Origin of the sequence: Haliea salexigens DSM 19537 (assembly GCF_000423125.1) — a bacterium.
Taxonomy (GTDB): domain Bacteria; phylum Pseudomonadota; class Gammaproteobacteria; order Pseudomonadales; family Halieaceae; genus Haliea; species Haliea salexigens.
Genome location: NZ_AUHJ01000001.1, coordinates 384,089 through 400,322 on the forward strand (window position 1 = coordinate 384,089; position 16,234 = coordinate 400,322).

Annotated in this window: 17 protein-coding genes; 6 read left to right on the plus strand and 11 right to left on the minus strand. The window is 61.9% G+C overall.

All coding sequences use genetic code 11. The annotated features are described in order from the left end of the window. Positions 1-3: 3 nt before the first annotated feature. The 5 genes from G533_RS0101845 to G533_RS0101865 all read right to left on the minus strand — a co-directional run bounded on the left by G533_RS0101845 (position 4) and on the right by G533_RS0101865 (position 4,781). Positions 4-912 carry an acetaldehyde dehydrogenase (acetylating) gene (locus G533_RS0101845; protein WP_027948489.1) on the minus strand — a complete coding sequence of 303 codons (909 nt, stop codon included), beginning with the start codon at positions 910-912 and terminating at the stop codon, positions 4-6. A 30-nt stretch (positions 913-942) separates the two neighbouring features. Next, complete coding sequence (locus G533_RS0101850; RefSeq protein WP_027948490.1) at positions 943-1,731, minus strand: fumarylacetoacetate hydrolase family protein; 789 nt, start codon at positions 1,729-1,731, stop codon at positions 943-945. After that, positions 1,724-2,557, minus strand: coding sequence for an alpha/beta fold hydrolase (locus tag G533_RS0101855; RefSeq protein ID WP_027948491.1), 834 nt, complete (start codon positions 2,555-2,557; stop codon positions 1,724-1,726). Before G533_RS0101855 ends, G533_RS0101850 begins: the two co-directional genes overlap by 8 nt. 21 nt (positions 2,558-2,578) lie before the next feature. Then, positions 2,579-3,802 carry an acyl-CoA dehydrogenase family protein gene (locus G533_RS0101860; protein ID WP_084638739.1) on the minus strand — a complete coding sequence of 408 codons (1,224 nt, stop codon included), beginning with the start codon at positions 3,800-3,802 and terminating at the stop codon, positions 2,579-2,581. Positions 3,803-3,917: 115 nt separating this feature from the next. After that, on the minus strand, positions 3,918-4,781 hold the full coding sequence (locus G533_RS0101865; RefSeq protein ID WP_027948493.1) for an SDR family NAD(P)-dependent oxidoreductase: 864 nt from the start codon (positions 4,779-4,781) through the stop codon (positions 3,918-3,920). A 97-nt stretch (positions 4,782-4,878) separates the two neighbouring features. On the opposite strand from G533_RS0101865, the gene G533_RS0101870 reads away from it, so the two are divergent. Beyond that, entirely contained in the window at positions 4,879-5,649 is a 771-nt protein-coding gene (locus G533_RS0101870) for a trypsin-like serine peptidase (protein ID WP_027948494.1), read from the plus strand. A gap of 25 nt (positions 5,650-5,674) precedes the next feature. Here G533_RS0101870 and trhO read toward each other — a convergent pair whose 3' ends face one another. The 3 genes from trhO to G533_RS0101885 form a co-directional block, all read right to left on the minus strand. Next, entirely contained in the window at positions 5,675-6,625 is a 951-nt protein-coding gene (gene trhO / locus G533_RS0101875) for an oxygen-dependent tRNA uridine(34) hydroxylase TrhO (RefSeq protein ID WP_027948495.1), read from the minus strand. Next, positions 6,622-6,957, minus strand: coding sequence for a BolA family protein (locus G533_RS0101880; protein WP_027948496.1), 336 nt, complete (start codon positions 6,955-6,957; stop codon positions 6,622-6,624). Before G533_RS0101880 ends, trhO begins: the two co-directional genes overlap by 4 nt. 81 nt (positions 6,958-7,038) lie before the next feature. Further along, positions 7,039-8,076 (minus strand): AraC family transcriptional regulator, encoded by a 1,038-nt coding sequence (locus G533_RS0101885; protein WP_027948497.1) that lies wholly within the window; start codon positions 8,074-8,076, stop codon positions 7,039-7,041. A 306-nt stretch (positions 8,077-8,382) separates the two neighbouring features. Between G533_RS0101885 and G533_RS0101890 the strand changes: the two genes are divergently transcribed. Together G533_RS0101890 and G533_RS0101895 are read left to right on the plus strand one after the other, a co-directional pair. Further along, positions 8,383-8,739, plus strand: a complete 357-nt coding sequence (locus G533_RS0101890; RefSeq protein WP_027948498.1) for an EthD domain-containing protein — start codon at positions 8,383-8,385, stop codon at positions 8,737-8,739. A 60-nt stretch (positions 8,740-8,799) separates the two neighbouring features. Further along, positions 8,800-9,594: an SDR family NAD(P)-dependent oxidoreductase gene (locus tag G533_RS0101895; RefSeq protein WP_027948499.1), complete on the plus strand. Its 795-nt coding sequence runs from the start codon at positions 8,800-8,802 to the stop codon at positions 9,592-9,594. 37 nt (positions 9,595-9,631) lie between these two features. Here the strand turns inward: G533_RS0101895 and G533_RS0101900 are convergent, their stop codons facing one another. Then, entirely contained in the window at positions 9,632-11,158 is a 1,527-nt protein-coding gene (locus tag G533_RS0101900; protein WP_051229874.1) for a flavin-containing monooxygenase, read from the minus strand. Between the two features lie 192 nt (positions 11,159-11,350). Between G533_RS0101900 and G533_RS23260 the strand changes: the two genes are divergently transcribed. The 3 genes from G533_RS23260 to G533_RS20150 all read left to right on the plus strand — a co-directional run bounded on the left by G533_RS23260 (position 11,351) and on the right by G533_RS20150 (position 14,188). Then, positions 11,351-12,376, plus strand: a complete 1,026-nt coding sequence (locus G533_RS23260; protein WP_051229875.1) for a helix-turn-helix domain-containing protein — start codon at positions 11,351-11,353, stop codon at positions 12,374-12,376. 72 nt (positions 12,377-12,448) lie between these two features. Continuing rightward, entirely contained in the window at positions 12,449-13,390 is a 942-nt protein-coding gene (locus G533_RS0101910; protein ID WP_027948501.1) for a zinc-dependent alcohol dehydrogenase, read from the plus strand. A 108-nt stretch (positions 13,391-13,498) separates the two neighbouring features. Continuing rightward, complete coding sequence (locus tag G533_RS20150; protein WP_051229876.1) at positions 13,499-14,188, plus strand: hypothetical protein; 690 nt, start codon at positions 13,499-13,501, stop codon at positions 14,186-14,188. On the opposite strand, the gene G533_RS20155 is transcribed toward G533_RS20150, so the two are convergent. Together G533_RS20155 and G533_RS0101925 are read right to left on the minus strand one after the other, a co-directional pair. Beyond that, complete coding sequence (locus G533_RS20155) at positions 14,157-15,539, minus strand: sensor histidine kinase (RefSeq protein ID WP_035525895.1); 1,383 nt, start codon at positions 15,537-15,539, stop codon at positions 14,157-14,159. The two genes, G533_RS20150 and G533_RS20155, sit on opposite strands and share 32 nt — an antisense overlap. 6 nt (positions 15,540-15,545) lie before the next feature. Continuing rightward, positions 15,546-16,226, minus strand: a complete 681-nt coding sequence (locus tag G533_RS0101925; protein WP_027948502.1) for a response regulator transcription factor — start codon at positions 16,224-16,226, stop codon at positions 15,546-15,548. Between the last annotated feature and the right edge of the window lie 8 nt (positions 16,227-16,234).

Below are 16,234 nucleotides of genomic sequence, written 5' to 3' on the forward strand. Positions count from 1 at the left end.
TCCTCAGGCCGCTGCCGGCACAAAGCGCCCGGCCAGGATTTCTTCGGCATACATTTCCGCTGTACGCAGGCCTGCCGCCGTCATGATATCGAGGTTGCCAGCGTAGCGCGGCAGGAAGTCGCCCAGCCCCGCCACTTCCATGTAGATGCTCACGCGCTTGCCGTCGAAGGTCGGACCATTCTTCAGCGTATAGCCGGGCACGTACTTCTGCACCTCGGCCACCATCTCGTGTACCGAGCGCGTAATCGCTTCCTGGTCCGGCTCATCTGCCGTCAGGCAGTGGATGGTATCGCGCATGATCAGTGGCGGCTCCGCCGGGTTGATCACGATAATCGCCTTGCCCTGCTGGGCACCGCCAATCAATTCGACGCCTTTGGCGGTGGTGCGGGTGAATTCGTCGATGTTCTTGCGCGTACCCGGGCCTACAGAGCGGGAGCTCACCGTGGCCACGATCTCGCCGTAGGTCACCGTCTGTACACGGCTCACCGCCGCCACCATGGGGATGGTCGCCTGGCCGCCGCAAGTGACCATATTGACGTTCATCGCCTTCGCGGCCACGGCGTCCTGCAGGTTGACCGGCGGCACACAGAAAGGGCCGATGGCCGCCGGGGTCAGGTCCACCATCACGGCACCCTCGGCATTCACCTTGCGGCTGTTGTCCGCATGCACATAAGCGCTGGTGGCATCAAAGCAGATCTGGATGTTGTCCTCACGCATGTGCGGCACCAGGCCATCCACGCCGTCGCAGGTGGTTTTGATACCCATGTCGCGGGCGCGGGCCAGGCCGGGAGAATCCGGGTCTACACCCACCATCCACACCGGCTCGATAACCTCACTACGCATCGCCTTCATCAACAGGTCGGTGCCGATATTTCCCGGGCCAATAATGGCCACCCTGATTTTTTTACTCATTGCTCGCTTTCCACATCGTTGATCCGTTGCTTACACAAACCGGCAGCTGCACTCGCCGATTCCCTCAAGTTCAAGCCGCATGCTGTCGCCCGCCACTACCGGGATCAGTGGCGCCAGTGAGCCCGACAGAATAACCTCTCCCGCCTTGAACGGAATGCCGAACTCGCCGAGGGTATTGGCCAGCCAGGCCACCGCCGTCAGCGGGTTGCCCTGCACCGCACTGCCCAGGCCCTCGGAGTGAAACTCGCCGTTCTTCCAGATGCGCATCTTCAGGTTGGGCAGGTCAAAGTCACGCGGGTCCACGGCATTCTGGCCCAGCACGTAAACGCCACAGGAGGCATTGTCCGCCACCGTATCCTGGATCTTGATCTCCCAGTTGCGGATACGTGAATCCACAATCTCGAAACAGGGCATGATCGCTTCGGTCGCGTCCAGTACGTCCTGCTCGGTGACCCCTGGGCCCTGCAGATCGCGCTTGAGGCGAAAGGCAATCTCGCCCTCGGCGCGCGGCTGTATCAGGTGGCCCGCCACAGGAATATCCGCGCCATCCGGGTATTCCATGGCATCCGTTAGGAAACCGAAATCCGGCTGGAAAACGCCCAGCATATCCTGCACCGGCTTGGAGGTAACACCGATCTTCTTGCCCACCACGCGCTCACCGTCCTGCTCCACACGCCGGCTCAGCATGTGCAGGCTGATGTGATAGGCATCGTCAATGGTGATATCCGGCGCGCGCTCGGTGAGCGGCGCCACGGTGCGGAATTCGCGCAAGGCGCGGTAGAGCTCATCGCCCAGAGCTGTGCGGCCGGCCTTATCCATGGCGCAGGAAGTCCACACATTCACGATTGAAAAGATCCTCGTGCTCCACCATCACCCAGTGGCCGCACTCCGAGACCAGTATCATGCGCATATGTTTCAGATTCTTGGCCATCGCCAGGATGCCGTTCTCCGGCATCATTTTCTCATCCATGCCCCAGAAGCCCAGCACCGGGCACTGGATTTCCGGCAATCGCGCCGTGAGTACAGGAATTTTCATGCTGGCCATAACATGACCGTTCATGATCTGCATGATCTGCATGCGCTCCTCGACCAGCTCGTCCGTCGCGTGGCGGGGGTCGTACATGAGGCCCGTGGCAAACAGGTCTTTCATGACCTCATGCGTAACCGGCTCACCTGAACCAAAGACCTTGAACACCTTTTGCATACCTGGCATCTGCTGATATTCGTGCAGTTCACTCAGGCCACCGGGGGCCATCAGAATCAGCTTTTCCACCAACGCCGGGTGCTGTAGCGCCATGCCCAACGCGACCGCACCACCCAGTGAATTTCCCACCACTGTACAGCGCTCAACACCCGCGCTATCCAGCGTTTGTTTGATGCACTCGACAAAGAAGTCCAGGGTGTGGTCTACGTCGTCAGGCTTGTCGGAAAAGCCATAGCCGATGTGGTCGGGTACGATGCAGCGGTAGCCCGCCTCCACCAGAGCAGGGTAGTTGCCCTTGAAGTTGCTATAGCCACTCGCGCCCGGGCCGGAGCCGTGCAGAAACACGACCACGTCGCCCTGCCCTTCATCGAGGTAGTGAATGCGGTAGCCGTTAGCGCACTCCGCGTAATTGCCTTCGGGTAATAGTCCCTTATTAGCCATGCTGTTTACCCCTGTTACCAATCAGACCGCGAAATCGCGATTTTCTTCGCCGAACAACACCGCGCCCATGTTATCGGCGAAAGGCAGCGAGTTGTTAGCGACATGCGCCTGACTCGCGAGTATATCAAGATGACGGGCCAGCAGGTCACTGCCCACCCGGATACCGCCGCTGCCCGCCGCCTTCAGCATGCGCCCGGACAGTTCCAGGCAGCGGTCGGCCACCACCGCGGAATCGTAGCGATAGCGCACACGGTCCTCCACCGGAATCGGCTCACCGGCTCGGGTGCAGTTCATCATGGCATCAAAGTTGCGCAGCATGGTCAGCTTCATTTCTTCGATGGACCCCTTCACCTCCGCCGCAAGGCGACGCACGGTGGGGTCCGCACTCATGATATTCGGGCCTACGCGGCGGGTTTTCGCCACTTCCACAAAGTCGTCGAGTGCGCCCTGCAGGGCACCCAGGCTGGCGGTGCACACGGCGCGCACAAACACCTGCATGAAAGGCAGGTGATACAATGGTGCATCGTTGACGGCGTTGCCCGGATTGTCGCACTTGTAGCCGTCGATCGAACGGTGGGTGCGATGCTCCGGCACAAAAGCGTCCTCCACGACGATATCGTGGCTTCCGGTGCCCTGCAGGCCAACCACGTCCCAGTTGTCCACGATGCGGTATTCGGTAGCGGGCACGAGGAAGGTGCGATAGTTCATCATGTCAAAGGGTGCATCCGCGGTGGGCACCACGGCGCCGAGGAACGCCCACTGGCAATGCTCGCTACCGGAGGAGAAGCTCCAGCGACCGCTCAGCCGGTAGCCGCCTTCCACTGGCGTAACCTTGCCTACCGGCGCGTAAGAAGAGGAAATCAACACCGAGGGATCCTCGCCCCAGACATCGGCGGCGGCGCGGTCATCAAACACGGCCAGTTGCCAATTGTGCACAGCGACTACTCCAAGCACCCAGGCGCTGGACATGCAGTGCCGCGCCACTTCCAGCCCCACACTGTAGAACACCTGCGGGTCCATCGCGTAACCGCCCCACTGTTCTGGCTGCAACATCTTGAAAAAGCCTGCTGCGTGAAAATCAGCGATGGTCTCTGCCGGTACCTTGCGTTCCGCACGACACTGGGCGGAGCGCGCACGCAACGTGGGTCCCAGCGCGCGCGCCGCTTCAAGCAGTGACTCAGCGCGGGCTGAACCCAGACTGTAGGAATCCGCTGCGGAGAGCGCAGCAGCCGATGATGTTGTCATGGGAACCTCCTTGGAACCTGTTATTGGTATTGTAGGCCGGGCTGGGCCATTCTTTGCTGCAGGCGCCCATTAAACGCCAGTGGCGCCGGTGCATCATCCTTCATTTAGGGTATGCCTACTCGACAACGGCGTCGCCAAAGGTCGTTGGCGGGCCGAAAAATGCCCGGTGCGATGGGGGCTGGTTACCGTTGATATCCTTTACGCCGTAGGCCTCACCGAGTTCGGCACCGATACAGACGGTGCCTGTGTGCGCCATCCTGTCGGGATCGGCCCACAGGGCTGCAATCACCCTGCCGCTGAACTCCGGGTGCTCCGCCGTGGCCACGAGATCGGCGTATTTGTCTGGCTCGGCATCAAACACCTGCCGCGTGCGCTCAGTGAGCAACAGCCCCATCCACAATGAAACAACCGCGACCTTGTGCGGGCGGAAATCCACCGCCATATCGTGGGCCATCTTGTCGATCGCGGCCTTGCCGGCACCGTAGGCGGGGCCGTGCATGTAAATGCGACCGCCAAAGGAGGAGGTGTTGACAATCAAACCCTCTCCGTTGGCCAGCAACAGCGGTGCCGCATACCAGCTGGCGGTATAGTGCGACCGCATGCCCACATCCCACAGCGTGGTGAGGTCTCGGGGTTTTTCCCAGAACGGCCCGGTTTGTGTGAGCGCCGGGTGCAGACTGGTGGCGTTGTTGACAAGAATATCCAGCCGCCCGTGCTCTGCTTTCACCCGCGCGAACAGCGCTTCAACCTCAGCGTCCACACTGTGATCGCAGCGCACCGGCACCGCGGTGCCGCCGGCCGCTTCAATGGCCTGGGCTGTTTCCGTGAGCGAACCGGGCAACGCAGCCTCACCGGCCGCCCAGCTGCGTCCGGTGATGTAGACTGTGGCGCCAGTGGCGCCGAGCGCCACGGCGATGCCCTTGCCGGCGCCCCGGCTGGCGCCTGTGACCACCGCGATACACGCTTTACCCTGTTGCATAACTACCTCTGCTTGCTTGCCCGGCCGGATTGGCCGACCATGCTACTGACCCCGGTCGCGATGACCAAGTACGCAGCGTAGAAGGCTGACCAACATATTGAGCCATTCTGGAAAAAAAGCCACGGCCTGCCTGCTGTGCCTGCAGCTGGCACTGCCCGCAGCTGCGGCAACCGGAAACACAGACCCGCGCCAGCGCCTGTCCGCCGCGTCACCCTTGTGGTTGCGCGCAATCGGCCAGCTGACGGTACCGGGCCTGAAAACCGAACAGGGCCACGCCCGGCATCACACCGAGCGCTGCAGCGCCACACTGATTGCGCCCGCCGGCGAGTCGCAGGCTGAGCTGATCGTCACGGCCTGGCACTGCCTGGAGAGCTACCGCGACCTCACCCGCACCATCACCTTCACGCTGCTGCCGGCCTCTTCCACGCCGCTGGTCATCGGCGCCCGCCCTGTCGCCGATGGCGGCAGCATGGCGGCAGACTGGGCGCTCTTGCGTCTGGAACACGCCGTGCCACAGGCGGAGATACCGGCGCTGGCTTTACAGCCGGGGCCGCCAGATCCGCAACGCACCGTGCTGATGGCGGGCTATTCGCGCGACGCCGGCATGGGCGACCAGGGCAACGTTCTGAGCTACGATCCGGCCTGTCGCATCACCCGCAGCAGTGCGACGCTGGGCTACAGCAACTGTCGGGCGCACAAGGGTGCATCGGGTGGAGCGGTAATTCAGCTCAACGAGCGCGGACAGCCACTACTCAGCGGCATCATTTCCGCGGGCGACGGCCAGCAGGACAGCCGTTTCGTGCCGATTGTGGCACTGCGCAGCGCTTTGCCCATCACGGTCCTGACGCCGGGAGTACAACCTCGCTGATATCCGACGAGCCGCGCTCATACCCTCATGACTCAGTAGCGGTGGCGCGACGCTGGCGCAAGGGCGGTGCGGCGCCCACGTGCTGCTCGCCCCGTTGTGCCGCCAACTCTATCTGGCGCTGGCGCTCGGCGAAACGGGCCTTCTGGTCGTCCGTGAGGCTATCGAAGCACTGCGGGCAACACACCCCCGGCTGATAGCGTCCCGAGGCCTTGTCCGCCTCGGTGATAGGGTGGCGACAACCGTGGCACTGGTCGTACTGCCCCTTTTCCAGCTGATGGTTAACCGCTACGCGGTTGTCGAAGACGAAACATTCGCCCTCCCACGTGCTCTCCTCTTGCGGCACCTCCTCCAGATACTTGAGGATGCCACCCTGCAGGTGATACACCTCCTCAAAGCCCTCCTGCAGCATGAAAGCACTCGCCTTCTCGCAACGAATGCCGCCGGTACAGAACATGGCAACCTTGCGGTGTCGGGACGGGTCGAGATTTTCGCGCACATAAGTGGGGAATTCGCGAAACGAGGTTGTTTGCGGGTCGACCGCCCCGCGGAACGAACCGATGCCGTACTCATAGCGATTGCGTGTGTCCAGCAACAATACCTCGGGATCGTTTACCAGGTCGTTCCAGTCTTGCGGCGCGACATAGGTACCGACCACGCGATTGGGGTCGATGCCGTCGATGCCCATGGTGACGATTTCGCGTTTCAGCTTGACCTTCATGCGGTAGAACGGCATGTCGGTATCGATGGATTCCTTGTGTTCCAGCAACGCAAGCCTCGCGTCACTGCGCAGCCAGCCCAACACGCGGTCGATGCCGGCACGCGGCCCGGCAATGGTGCCATTGATGCCCTCACCGGCGAGCAACAGCGTGCCCTTGACCCCGGCCTCCAGACACACATCCAGCAAAGGCTCTCGCAGTGCGCGGTAGTCGTCGAGGGACACGAAACGGTAGAGCGCTGCAACCACAATATCGGTCATGCCTGCGCCTCCGGCGACGTGGCCTTGCTGCCGCCCAGACAGTCCGGGGAGGTCGGCGCCGAGTTCTCACGTTCCTGCCACTCGCCGGGCGAATAGGTATGCAGGGCAAGTGCGTGCACCGGTCCCTCCAGCTGCGCGGCCAGCAGACCGTACACCTGCTGGTGCCGGGCCACCTGACGCTTTCCTGCGAACGCGTCGCTGACCACTACAACGCGAAAATGCGTCTCCGAGTTCGGGGGCACACTGTGCATATGGCTCTCGTTTGCCACTTCCAGGTGCACAGGTACCAGGCCGGCAGTCAGCTGCTCACGGATTTGTTCTTCAACGGACATAAATACCTCCAAATAGTAGGGGCAATTTTACCCGAGATCGGTCCGTTGCGGTACTCAGTCGCCCCACGGTGCCCTGGTGCGCTAGCGGCTGCGACGACGTGCGCTGCGGTACTGCCCCGGCGTCTGGCCGGTCCATTTGCGAAACGCGCGATGGAAGGCAGAAGGGTCAGTGAAACCCAGCCGCAGCGCCACGTCTTCGATAGAACCGTCGGGGCGATCCAGTGCCCGTCGCGCCGCTTCGCAACGCGCCGCATCCTTCAGCGCCTGAAAGGTGGTGCCCTCGCGCCGCAGTTTGCGCCGCAACGTGGGGGGTGACATCTCCAGCGCCTGGCTGATGGTCTCGAAAGCCGGAACGCCCTGGCTGAAGTCGTGGCCGAGCATGGCGCTTACCTGCGCCGCCACCCGGCCATTACTCTCACGGTCATCCATCAGCAGCAACTGGTAGGGAGCCGTGCGCAGAAAGTCCTGTAGCGAGTGCTCGTTGTGCACTAGCGGCCACGCAAGGCAGCTCGCATCGAAGTACAACAGGTCCCTGGGTTGACCGAAGGTCAGCGGGCACTGAAACAGGTCCGCGTATTTCTCCGGGTTGGGTGGCGCGCTGGCACGAAAGTCCACGCGCTGCAGAGGCAGGGGACGGCCGCAGAGCCAACCGAAGAAACGGTGCCAAAGTGACAAGCCGTATACATCCGCAGCGCCCACCGTAGGCCAGGCCAGAGGACCGTCATGCAGATAGCCGACCCGCGCGGTATCCTCGCTGAAATTGGCGTACAACTGGCTCTGCTCGTCAAAGAAGGTCCGATAGAATTCCGCAGCGCGCAGTATCGCCCCGCCCAGGTCACGGCAGGACACAATACAGAAACACATCATGCGGAATGCGCCCGGCCCGGTGAAGCCGCTGCGCACCACACCAAACGTGGAATCCTGCAGCAGCCGCAGGGCCTGCTGATAGACGCGTGAGTACTCCATTGCGGAGACCTGTTCGCGGTAACCCGGCGCTCCTTCCTGCAGTGGGTTGAAGTCCAGTTCCGCAGCGGCCAGTACCGCCGCTGGATCGTGACCGTGCTCCTCTACCAGACGCAACAGCGTGCGAACAAACCGGCTGGGCAGGTGCTCTGACATTGCGAGATCAAATGCTCCTGAATGGACTCGACCGGGCCGGATGCTACCAGAGTTCCCCCAGTTTGCCATGCTCAGCGCACGGCACGGCAGAAGTCACCCGATGCGGGAACACCGGGGCTGATGGCAACACCCCCTGACTTACCACGCATCGCGGCGCATCACGAAGCCCTTGCGGGTGGTACCATGCTAGCCATCTCTGCGGACGTGAGCCAAGCCGTGACGGTTCCGCGGTGATCTGGAGGCTCCCGCCGGCATCAACAGGCGCAGGGGCATCACAACCACAATAAGACATGGAGTTCATCGGCCTTGTTCAAAACCATAGCTCTGCTCAAATGCAAACCCGGCCTTTCGAGGACGGCGTTCATCGACTACTACGAAAAGCATCACGTTCCCCTGATCCGCAGCCTGCTGCCACAGATCTGCGGGTATCGCCGCAATTTCATCGACCCCGAGGGTGCCTTTATCAGCGAGGGGGCGGCAGAACGCGATTTCGATGTGGTCACCGAGATCTGGTTCCCGGATCGTGCGGCCTATGACGCGGCGATGGCCCTGCACGCCAGGCCTGAGGTCGGAGCGCGCATTGCAGAAGACGAGGAAAACTTTCTGGATCGTCGCTATACCCGCATGTTTGTGGTGGATGAGCACGTGTCCAGCTTTCACTGACGCGGCGCGCGCACCAGCTCTACCCAACGACAGCAATCACGCAGAACGGGAGGAAGGATAATGAGGGATAATCTGCTTGCGGGGCGCAGCGCCATCGTCACCGGCGCGAGCGACGGCATCGGTCGCGCCATGGCCAAACGACTGGCCAGCGAAGGTGCTGTAGTTCTCGTTACCGATATAGATGACAAGCAAGGCGAAGCCGTCGCCGCGGCCATTCGCGACGCCGGTGGCCGCGCTGAGTATCAGCATGTTGATGTCACCCGGCGCGAGGACGTGGAAGGCATGGTAGGCCACTGCCTGGCACACTGGGGTAGTGTGGACATCCTGATCAACAATGCCTACCGGGGTCAGCCCCCCGAGCGCCTGGAAAACAAGTCCGACGAGGACTTTGAGCAGAACCTGCGGATGAATTTCTGGGCCGGCAAATGGTCCATGCTCGCCGCCTATCCGCACATGCGCGAGCGCGGCTGGGGGCGGATCATCAACATCTGTTCACTCAACGGTGTTAACGCCCACATGGGCACCGCCAGCTACAACATCAGCAAGGAAGCCCTGCGCAGCCTCACCCGTTCCGCAGCCCGGGAATGGGCACCCTACGGCATTTGCTGCAACGTGATCTGCCCGGCAGCGATTTCCTCTGCTTTCCGCCGCTTCGAGGAGGCCCAGCCGGAACTCGCCGCCGCCACGCAGGCAGCGAACCCGATGGGGCGCATGGGCGACCCGGAGCGGGACATTGCCGGCGTTGCCGCCTTCCTGGCCAGCGAGGACGCTCGTTACCTGACCGGCAACACCCTGTACGTCGATGGCGGCGGGCACATCAACGGAGTGGCCTGGGTACCCGACCTGCCGGAATGACAAATGCCCGCAGCGGGTCGCCCTCAAGAATGTGCTGCTATGACACAGCAACCGGCAGCTGTTCGAAACGGTACTCGCTGAAATCCGGGTTCAGCATATCTTCACGATACCGTTGCGGCAGCCAGGGATAGATGTTGGGCGTGCCCGTTGCATCCAGATACCAGCTGTCGCAACCGCCGGTGGCCCAGGTGGACTTGCCGATATCCCTGGACATTGCGCGGTTGTAGGCCTCGTAGGCTTCCTGTTTGGGTGCAACCACTGCCACGCCCTCCTGCTTCATCCTGTCGATGATGGCGATGACACAGGCAATCTGGTGCTCGGAAATATCGATCAGTGAGGTGTTGCCGAACACCCCGGTGGGCCCTTCGAGCATGAAGAAATTCGGGAAGCCGGGAAACGTCAGTGCACGATGTGCCCGCGGCGCATCGCGCCAGAACTCCGCCAGCTCCAGGCCATTCTCCCCGGTGACGCGCGTCGGCAGAATGAAATCAGAAACCTTGAAACCGGTCGCCAGCAGCAGGACATCCAGCTCATGGACCTTGTCGTCTGCGGTTTTGACACCCTCAGGTACGATTTCAGCAATCCGGTCGGTTATCAGCGCCACGTTGTCCTGCTGCAACGCGGGGTAATAATCGGAACACATGATCATGCGCTTGCAGGTCGCCTTGTAGTCGGGCGTTAACCTGGCCCGCAGTTCAGGATCGGGAACCTGTTCCTGCAGAAACGCCTCACAGGCATCCTGAACCCGCTGCTGTTGCTTTTCATCACCCAGGGTTGCTCTGGCAAACGTGTATTCCATCAACCAGCGCATGAAGTTTCGGATCGCCAGTTGCAGGCCCGGGACCCACCGCAACATGAAACGCCAGGTGGCAGAATACTTCTTCTGCGGCATGGCGTTTAACCAGTGTGGCGTGCGCTGGAACACATCGAGGTGCGCCACCTCCCCGGCAATTGCCCCGACAATCTGGCAAGCGGTTGACCCCGTACCGATAATACCCACACGTTTACCTTGCAGGGACACATCATCGCGCCAGCGGGCAGAGTGCCACTGCAGGCCTGCGAAACTGTACAGGCCCTTGATTGCCGGGTAAGCGGGATTCACCAGCACGCCGGTGGCCGCAATCACCAGATCGAATATTTCCACATCGCCGTGCTCAGTAGTCAGCTGCCATTGCGGGCCAAGGTATTTCAGGTCTGTCACTCCGCAGTTGAGGTGAATATCCCGCTTCACCTCGTACTTGTCGGCCACCTTGTTCATATAGGCCCAGATCTCCGGCCCGTAGGAGAAGCGGTGTGTCCAGTCAGGGTTGGGCTCGAAGGAATACGAGTAAAAGTGGGAAGGCACATCGCAGGACAGGCCCGGGTAGTGGTTGTCCCGCCAGGTGCCGCCTATTTTCTCCGCTTTTTCGAAACAGGTCAGATCCGTGTAACCCTGTTTGCGCAACTTAATGAGGGCACCGATCCCGGAGAATCCCGCACCGATGATGGCAATGCGGGGCTGACGGCCTTGCGCGGCCCAGGCACCTGCGGGTTCAAAATGTTCCCGTGCAACACTCATGTTCATGGCATGTTCTCCCAGACGGCTTTTCTGTATTCGGCCCAGTCACACAGACCGGTGCAAACTGTTGGGGACTTTACCCGTTGCGGGCGATTTTGCCATGTGGCGAGAGGACAATAACTTTTGAATATCGGCCACAGCGCATCTAGAATCCCAGATTTCCCAGTTTTACTGGGTTCCTAATGGGTATAATGGGCCATGTACGCGACCGACCACCACATCAACGGCATCCGCATCGTGCGCGAGCTCCTGCCGACACTGGGCCTATCCGCAGCCGACAGTCTTTGGCAGGAGTTCCCACTGGATCTTGTTCGGGAAAACGCGGCCTTCAACATGCACCTGCAGCTCAAATTCTATCGCCGGCTGATACAGGTCATGGACGATCCGCTGCTGGGACTGAAGGTGTCTGCCCTCTTCCCTCCCCAGGCCTACGGCATGTTCGGGTACGCCATGATGGCCGCGCCGGACATCCGCACCAGCCTGCGCATCGCCGACCGCTTCGATCGGCTCACCTACACGCTTCAGACCCTGCATTTCATTGAAAAGGACGGTATCGGCATTCTGCAGTTCACCGCCACAGGCCTCAACCTCGACCCTGTGCTGAAAGCTTTTTTTGCCGACCGCGATCTCGCCTCTTCCACCCTGGGGGCACGCAGCATAGCGCTGGAGCAATCGCCGGCAATTCTGAAAGTCACGCTGGAGCACGGCGACAACGGCCACGCCGGCGCGTATGAGGCGTTTTTTTCCTGCCCTGTTGAGTTCAACGCTGCAAGCAACAGTGTTGCCTTTTCCGCGCAACAACTGGACCGCCCCAACCCTTACCGCAACGCGGCGGCCTTCGAAGTCTGTGTCCGCGAGTGCGAGAGGCAGCTTGCGGAACTGGCCAACAGCCGGGACATTGTGGCTCGGGTGCGGAGCGAACTGTTCCAGCGCCCGGGGTACTTGCAGGATATCGAATCAATCGCCCGGCAGATGAGCGTATCGGCACGCACCCTGCGCCGACGCCTTGAGGAAACCGGCACAAGCTTCACCGACTTGCAGCAGGATGTACGCTTTCAGCAGGCACGGGAGCAACTGCGCAACCCGCAGATGTCCATCGCGGAGATTGCCGATATGCTCGGCTATTCAGAAGCCGGCAACTTCACCACCGCCTTCAAACGCTGGACCGGCGGCGTACCCCCCCGCGCCTACCGACGGTCCCTGTCGGTAGGCGCGGGGCTGTGATATAAGCGTAGCCGGTGCAATTTCGAGCACCGGATCTACTGCCGTAAACTCGCGCTACCAAGGAAAACCCCCATGAAAGCCGTACGCTGCCACAACCACGAAATCCATGTCCACGATGTGCCTGCGCCCAGCGGCGAAGGTGTGCGTGTCCGGGTCGCCTCGGCGGGCATCTGCGGCAGCGACCTGCACTTCTGGCAACAGGGCTTTCCCATTCCCTTCACCCTGGGCCACGAAATTGCCGGCATCACCGCGGACGGCACGCCGGTCGCCATTGAACCGACTGTCTACTGCGGCCACTGCGAACGCTGTGTGCGTGGCGACTACAACCTGTGCGTGCGTGGCAGTGAAGCCGTCATGGGCGTGGGCCGCGATGGCGGTATGACCGAAGAGTTGATTGTCCCCGAGAAATGCCTGGTGCGCCTTCCCGGCGGAATCCTGGCCGAGGACGCCTGCCTCGTCGAGCCACTTTCTGTCGCGGTTCGCGGCATCGGCCTGGCGGGTATCAGTAGCAAACACAAAGTGGCGATCATTGGCGGCGGCAGCATCGGCCAGTGCGCGGTAGCGATTGCCCGTCAGGCCACCGATCGGGTGCATTTGTTTGCCCGCCACGACGCACAGATGCGCGCCGGCGAGATCCTCGGGGCGACGCTGGGTGGAGACACCGAAGACTACGACCTGGTCATCGACTGCGCCGGCACCGACAGCGCCATGGCTCAGGCGGCCAATCTCTGTCGTCCCGGCGCCACCATCCTGATGTTGGCAACCTACTGGGGCGGTCTGACCATGCCCGCCATGCAAATGACGATGAAGGAGTTGCGCACGGTGACCTCCATGGCGCAGGCCCGTCAGGGGCTTGTGCGCGATGTGGAAGTTGCGGCCGCCGCGCTGGCCCGCAACCCCAAAATTGCGCCCACGCTTATCACCCATCGCCTGCCGCTGGAAGCTGCGTCAGAGGCCTTTGCCATTGCCGCAGACCGCAGGCAGGGCGCCATCAAGGTCGCTTTCATCCCCTGAGTCGGCGCGACGCCGCATGCCCCTGACCGCACGGGGGCCGGGGTGACTCTTGGTCTGCTGGCCGGCAGCGCCTATACTCGAAGCAGGCAAGCTCAGGCAGGACAGCCCATGGATACCCGCTACGATGTGATGTTTGCAGGAGAACTGCGCGAAGGCCAGGACAAGGCAACTGTGCGTCGTAATTTCGCGCGCCTGTTCAAGGCCGGCGATGCGACGCTGGACAAGCTCTTCAGCGGCAAGCCACAACTGCTCAAGCGCGATTGCGACGCCGCGGTGGCGCAAAAGTACCGTGAAGCCATGGAAAGTGCCGGTGGCAGGCCCATTATCAGGGAGGTGCGCGCAACCGATCAGCCCGCGTCCTCGGGGCTCACCCTGGCTCCCGCAGGCAGTGATGTTCTGCGCCCCGAAGAGCGCGAGCCGGAAGCCCCCGCAATACCCGCACCGGCACTGGACGTTGCCGCGGTTGGCAGCCGTCTTGCTGCACCGCGGGAGCCATCGCCACCCGCCCCGGACACCAGCCATATTACCCTCGGCAACGTCGGGGAGCGCATCCCGAATCTGGAGCGCAGCACTGCGGTTGCACCCCTTGCCGACTCCGGGCTGACCCTGGCAGACCCGGGCAGTGACCTGCGCGATGGGCAAGCACACTCCCCGGCCCCCCACGATGTCGACGTGTCAGCCATCAGCCTGGCCCCACCCGGTGCCGAGGTGCTGGAAGCGCAGTACCGTAAGCGCGACACAGCGCAGGCACCGGACACCAGCGCTATCAGCCTGGCTGATCCACCGCCGGCAGAATAACCTCCACGCGCAGGCCCGGTTCATTGTCGTCGAGCAGAATACGACCGGCATGATAGTGCACGATTGCCTGCACCAGGCTGAGACCCAGGCCATGCCCCGGCTGCTCACCGCGGCTGGACTCCACGCGGAAAAAGCGCCGGAACACATTCTTTCTGTCCAGCGGATCGATACCCGGGCCGGAGTCAGCCACCACAATCTCGTTGCCCTCGGGCTGACGCGATAAACCGACTTCGATGCGGCCACCATCCGGCGTATATTTGATGGCATTGTCCAGCAGGTTGGCACTCATCTGGAACAACAAATCGGTGTCACCGGGACAGGACAGGCCACCGGCCAGCGACAGCTGCAATGCTATATTGCGCTCGTTGGCCACCGGCTCATAAAGCTCAACCACATCGCCCAGCAAAGCGGAGAGATCAACCTCGGCGTGTACCGGCGGACGACTGCCTGACTCCAGCGCAGATATCCGCAACAGAGCATTGAAGGATGACAGCAGGCTGTCGCAGTCCTCGATAATGCGGTCCACCTCATCCTGCCCGGTCGGGTCCAGCCGCTGCCGCAGCTGGCTGAGCTGGTTGCGAATACGGGTCAGCGGTGTGCGCAAATCATGGGCGATATTGTCTGACACCAGGCGCACGCCCTGCATCAGCGAACCGATCTGATCGAGCATCTGGTTCATTGCCCGGGCCAGCTCGCGCGGGTAGCCCTGCTTCCCGGCGACCGTCAAGCGCTGGGAGAAATTCCCGCGCACAATGCTCGAAAGCTCGCTATTGAGTCGTTCGAACCGGTGCAAGGTTGTCGCCGCACTGAAAAAACCGCCCACAATGCCCAGCAGCAAAGTCGCAATCATGGCCCGGAACAGCGTGTTGAACACCAACCCCCCGCTGGCAATGGCGTCCGCATAATTGCGCGCCACCAGCGCATTGATGCCGTCACCGAGTGGCGCGCGCCGGGCGAGAAAATCGACATCCATCGGCTCGCCCCAGTTCAACAGGGCCAGCTGAAAACCCAGCCAGCCGCCGGAGAACTCACGGTAGCGCGGTGTCTGGGCCAGGTCGCCGGCGACCTTATTGCCCTCGGCGTCCGCAATCAGATAATTGAAGCGACCAATGGTGGGCAGGTTGCGCTGGTCCTGCAGGTACTGCTCGACACCCGCCAGCTCCTGCCCCGCATACACCACCTGGAGTGTTTCCAGTTCATCGAGGATGGAGGACCGCAGGTCGGTGAAGTAGCCGTAACTAAAGTACCCATAGAGGACGGCCAACAGTAGAAACACGGTGGCACTGAGCGCAGTCACATACTTGGCGATGTAGCGAAAGGTGAGGCTCTTGACGACGTCGAGGAGCTGCATGGTCGCCTAGCTATCGCCGAGGCTATAACCGGCACCACGCACGGTAGACAGCAATTGCGGCGTAAAATCCCGGTCGATTTTCTGGCGCAGTCGGGAGACGTGCACATCGATCACATTGGTTTGCGGGTCGAAATGATAGCCCCAGACATGCTCAAGCAACATGGCGCGGGTAACCACCTGGCCTTCATGCCGCATCAAGTACTCCAGCAGTTTGTATTCCCGCGGCTGCAGGCTGATCAACTCTCCGTGGCGTCGTACCTCCTGCGTGAGCAGGTCCATCTCCAGATCCGCCACCTGCAGGCGGGTTGGCACTTCCGTACCGACCTCACGCGCATGCCGGGCAAGGATTTCCAGCCGAGCCAGCAACTCGGCCATCGCAAACGGTTTGACCAGATAGTCATCGGCGCCGCAGTGCAGGCCCTGTACACGGTCATCAACGCTGCCCAGGGCACTCAGCAACAGCACGGGGGTGCGCTGCCCTCCCTCGCGCAGGCTGCGCAACAGCGCCAGGCCATCCAGGCGCGGCAGCATGCGATCGACCACCAGCACATCGTGCTGGCCACTGCGTGCGGCGGCAAGTCCCGACTCGCCATCAGCACAGTGGCTACAGACATGCCCGGCCTCCTGCAGCTCCGACACAATGAACTCGGCAACGGCACGGTCGTCCTCCACCAGCAGCACTTTCATCCGTCTAT